This window comes from Okeania sp. (assembly GCF_035285525.1).
Classification (GTDB): domain Bacteria; phylum Cyanobacteriota; class Cyanobacteriia; order Cyanobacteriales; family Microcoleaceae; genus Trichodesmium.
Map to the genome: position 1 here is coordinate 1 of NZ_JAYKGW010000060.1, position 4,624 is coordinate 4,624.

The 4,624-nt window shown below is 35.8% G+C and carries 4 protein-coding genes; 2 read left to right on the plus strand and 2 right to left on the minus strand.

What is annotated here, in order from left to right; translation table 11 throughout:
* Positions 1-187: 187 nt before the first annotated feature.
* Positions 188-550, minus strand: coding sequence for a phage holin family protein (locus VKJ25_RS06275; protein WP_324235771.1), 363 nt, complete (start codon positions 548-550; stop codon positions 188-190).
* 585 nt (positions 551-1,135) lie between these two features.
* Here VKJ25_RS06275 and VKJ25_RS06280 point away from each other — a divergent pair.
* Both VKJ25_RS06280 and VKJ25_RS06285 read left to right on the plus strand, forming a co-directional pair.
* On the plus strand, positions 1,136-1,996 hold the full coding sequence (locus VKJ25_RS06280) for a Tab2/Atab2 family RNA-binding protein (RefSeq protein ID WP_324235772.1): 861 nt from the start codon (positions 1,136-1,138) through the stop codon (positions 1,994-1,996).
* Positions 1,997-2,632: 636 nt separating this feature from the next.
* The gene (locus tag VKJ25_RS06285; protein ID WP_324235773.1) at positions 2,633-3,928 is read left to right on the plus strand and encodes a TldD/PmbA family protein; all 1,296 of its coding nucleotides are present in this window, start codon (positions 2,633-2,635) and stop codon (positions 3,926-3,928) included.
* Between the two features lie 462 nt (positions 3,929-4,390).
* Here the strand turns inward: VKJ25_RS06285 and VKJ25_RS06290 are convergent.
* Positions 4,391-4,624: hypothetical protein (locus VKJ25_RS06290; RefSeq protein WP_324235774.1), on the minus strand; the 234-nt coding region annotated here is incomplete at its 5' end.

Sequence of the window (4,624 nt, forward strand, 5' to 3'; positions counted from 1 at the left end):
TCAGAAGCCACAAAAATGAACTCTGAATTTTCTAGATAAAGCTGAAAATTAAGAGATGATATTCTGACTACTTTTTCTATAATTATTATTACTCCTGAATTCTGGATTCTGGCTTCTGGCTTCTGGCTTCTGACTTGACAAAAAGATTTTTACGGTTCCCGATAAATCAGTAAACCCTAATTAAAAATTATACATTTTCTGATTCTTCTGTTTGACTAACAAATTTACTAATGAAACTAGAAACCAGAGATAAAACAATTGCTCCAATAACTGCCGGCCAAAAACCAGCTACTTCTAAACCAGGAGTAAAATATCCTGCTAATGAAAGAGAAATACCATTTACAACTAACAAAAATAATCCTAAAGTCAGAATTGTTAGAGGCAAAGTGAGAATCGTTAAAATTGGTTTAACTATCGCATTTACTAATCCTAAAACAATCGCTGCAACTGCAGCAGCAGGAATACTATCAACTCTCAATCCAGGCACTATAAACGCTGTAATTGAAAGTGATATAGTTGCCATTAACCAAGTCAAGAAAAAACTTCCCATAACTCTATGTTTTAACCTCATCTAGTAAAAAAATATGGTAACATTTTAACACATTCCTCCTACTATATCTTTTACAGTAATCAAAATTTTAAAAGTAGTATATAAGCATTTCCTGGGGAGGCTATCTTATAGCTGAAGGCTGAATGCTTCCTGGTAGAAATCGACAATTTTATTTGTAGTGAAAAATTATATCTACCCTAGAAAAATAACTCAGACTTTTTGCAGATATAGAAAACGAAAATCTGACACTTTTTTAGACTTAAAAAAGCACTTGTTCCTATATGTCAATGTTTGAAAATTTTATCAGTCAACCCTAATTATTAACCAGTAAAATATTAATTATTCATATTTTTACCGAAAAATAAAGATATAAAGTTACTCCTTAATAAAAAGAAAAAAATAATATTTTCTTGTATTAAATCCTCTACTTTTTAACCAGAGTTAATTATACATTAATGAATTCTCCCATTCTGATTCCCAAACTCTGGTAATTTAAAAATAATAGGACTTACGCAAAGAAACCCGGTTTCTCATAGAAACCGGGTTTCTGGGTTCGCCTCTGATAACTGATAACTGATAACTGAAATGGCCAACATTTGGGAACTAGACTTCTACAGTCGTCCAATACTTGACGAGAGACAAAAAAAACTCTGGGAACTACTAATTTGCCAAAGTCCCCTAGGTATTAATGAAAATATAGACTCCTTATATCGTTACTCAGAGTTTACAGATAACCAACAAGTAAACTCAATTTGGCTGCGGAGTGCCCTGGAAAAAGCGATCGCCCAAGCTCCTCAACCACCTGAAAAAATACGCTTCTTTCGGCGCCAGATGAACAACATGATTACCAAAGCTTGTGGAGAGCTGGCCATACCTGCAACCCTAAGTCGTCGGACTTATTTACTTAACCAGTGGCTAGAACAACGAATGAAAGAAGTTTATCCTACTTATTCTGGTTATCAAGCAGGAACAAATCCTTCCGCTCAATATATGAGTTCCGCACCACAACCTTTACCAGATGCCTTGATTGGAGAAAAGTGGACATTTGTTAGTTTAGAAGCAGAGGGTTTTAAAGAAATGTCAGAGTGGGATATTGATTTTGGAGAAGCCTTTCCTCTAAGTATGATGAATTTAGCACCTAATTCTTCTATTCCTGGTTTGATTATTTATTCGTCTAGGGCACAAGCTTTAGCTGCTTGGATGTCAGGGTTAGAATTAGCTTTTATCAAATTTAATTCAGATAAACCAGCTAGATTATTATTAGAAACTGGAGGTAATGACTCTTGGATTTTAGCTAATCTAAATAATCCATCAACTATTGCCGAAGCTAACAGATTTTCTGAAGCAAAATCAAAGGTAAAAAAGGTTCATTTTTTAGCAGTACAATCAAATCCAGAATCAGAATCATTTGCTGGTTTTTGGCTCTTACAAGAAGGTAATATTTAGGATTTATCTATTAAATATCAAAGCATTTACATTCTCAAGCTTGAGACTTTTTGCGACATGGAAAAGTTAGGTCTTTCATAATTTATAAATTATGGAACAGACTATATATAGATTGTGAAAAACTATAACGTTATAGTTTTGGAAATCTATAGATAGTAGCCTTACCTGAAATTGACTGTGGTTCATCTCAAAATATTTACACTCTCAAACTTGAGACTTTTTGCTACATAGAAAAATTAAGTCTTTCATAATCAGGACTTACGCAAAGGTACTATATATAGCGTATCTCGTAACGCACCGATACGCTATATATGTCGCGTAGCGTTTCGGCGCTTGAGCCGACATATAAAGCGGAGCTTTGCGGAACGCAAAACATACCCTACTAATAGCGTTCATGCGTAATTCCTGATATAATCTAGGAATTATGGAACAGACTATATAATATAGCTTGAAAAAATAACGTTACAGTTTTGGAACTCCATAGATGGAACAGACTATACATATAGCCTGAAAAACTGTAATGTTCCACACTCCCTACACTTCCCACACTTCTCACCCTTCCCACACCTGCCACACATTGGTACAATCCTACTAACAATTTTATTGTCAAAAATCAAAAATCCCAAACAGAATGTTATGACCGAATTAGCAGAAAAACTGCTAGAACTAGCTGCCAAAGCAGGTGCAGAGGCAGCAGAAGTATTTCAAGCACAGTCGCAGTCCCAGCCTGTATTTTTTGAAAGTAATAGACTTAAACAACTAGAAAGTACCCAATCAGAAGGCATGGCACTCCGACTGTGGCGAAATGGACGTCCAGGACTAGCTGTAGCTTATGGACCTGTAGAACCTACAGCTTTGGTAGAACGAGCCATATCTATAAGTAGTTTGAATGAACCAGAATCTATTGAGCTAACTTCAAAAGCCAAAAACCGTTATTATCCCAATCAAGGAATTTTTGTATCTGTAGAACAACTGATAAAGTGGGGAAAAGAAACGATCGCTTTAATTAGAGAATTTTATCCAGATGTGATTTGTAATGGAGAATGGGATTGTGAAGTTGAATCTATCCGTTTGATTAATTCATTAGGACTAGATTGTAAACATATAGATACAACTTTAAGTGGTTATGTAGAAACTGATTGGATTAGAGGTGACGATTTTTTAAATGTATCTGATGGTCAAATCCAAAGAAATAGCCTTGAACCCAAGAAAGTTGCTAACCGAATTTTACAACGATTAAGTTGGGCAGATAAAAATGTGCCATCTCCTAGTGGTAGAGTACCTATTTTATTTACAGCTAAAGCAGCAGATTTATTATGGAATACTATATCACTCGCTCTGAATGGCAAACAAATACTACAAGGTGCTTCTCCTTGGAGCGATCGCTTAGGAGAACTTGTGACTAATAAGCAAATTACTATTTCTCAACAACCAGAGGCAGGACCATTTAGTTGTCCTTTTGATGATGAAGGTACTCCGACTCGCTCTATAAAATTTATTCAAGAGGGTGTTTTACAACTATTTTATACAGACCGAACTACTGGCAGATTATTGGGTAGTGGGACTACTGGTAATGGGTTTCGACCAGATTTGGGTAGGTATCCTACACCAGAATTATTTAATTTTATGGTTGAACCGGGGGAGCGATCTTTACAGGAGTTAATCGGGATGTTAGATGATGGCATTATAGTGGATCAATTTTTAGGTAGTGGTGCTGGAATTTCTGGGGACTTTTCTATTAATGTTGAACTTGGGTATCGTGTCAGAAAAGGTGAAATAGTTGGTAGAGTGAAAAATACTATGATTGCTGGTAATGTTTATACAGCATTGAAGCAATTAATGGAGTTAGGAAATGATGGAGAATGGAATGGTTCTTGTTATACTCCTCATGTAATTGTAGAAGGATTATCTACTATTGGTAAAGTAGATTAAGGAAGAAGGAAGAAGGAAGAAGGAAGAAGGAAGAAGGAAGAAGGAAGAAAGAAAACTTTATATCAAATCCAGACAATTACCAGGACTAAAGCCATGAACGCTATTGGTAGGGTGTGTTTTGCGTTCCGCAAAGCTCCGCTTTATATGTCGGCTCAAGCGCCGAAACGCTACGCGCGCGGCATGTAAAGCGTATCTCGTAACTGAGCAATACTCCATATATAGTGCCTTTGCGTAAGTCCTGTTTTACCCGCTAGCGGGAAACCAGATTTAGAAGTACCAGATTTGAAAACTTTGGCAGATTTAACTTAAGGAGTCAGCAGTCAGCTATTACCTATTACCTTTTAAGGCAAATCTATAATTTCCGCCCATAAATATACATAGTTTGAAAACATTCAGATATAGAACCCCTAACCGTATCTTTGCAAAAGTGAGGATTAAAATACAGGAGTCAGGATACAGGAGTCAGGAGTCATAATTTCCCGAAATAGAATAGAGAAAAAAGTATAAAAATACCCCCATTATGCACCATCTCCCCCACTCCCCTACTTCCCTTTTTCTATTCCATCTTCCTTTGCCAAAAAAAGCATTTAATTTGGAACGTTGTTGGTTATCAACTCTAGCTAAAGATATATCTAAATAAGGAACCGTAGAATTAATAACTGGTTTTGTTTTTGCTTTCTTAACAGAAACTTTTTT

Excerpts from the sequence above, each read along its gene's own strand:
- VKJ25_RS06275 (WP_324235771.1), bottom strand. The coding sequence starts at position 550 with ATGGGAAGTTTTTTCTTGACTTGGTTAATGGCAACTATATCACTTTCA.
- VKJ25_RS06285 (WP_324235773.1), top strand. The coding sequence starts at position 2,633 with ATGACCGAATTAGCAGAAAAACTGCTAGAACTAGCTGCCAAAGCAGGT.
- VKJ25_RS06280 (WP_324235772.1), top strand. The coding sequence starts at position 1,136 with ATGGCCAACATTTGGGAACTAGACTTCTACAGTCGTCCAATACTTGAC.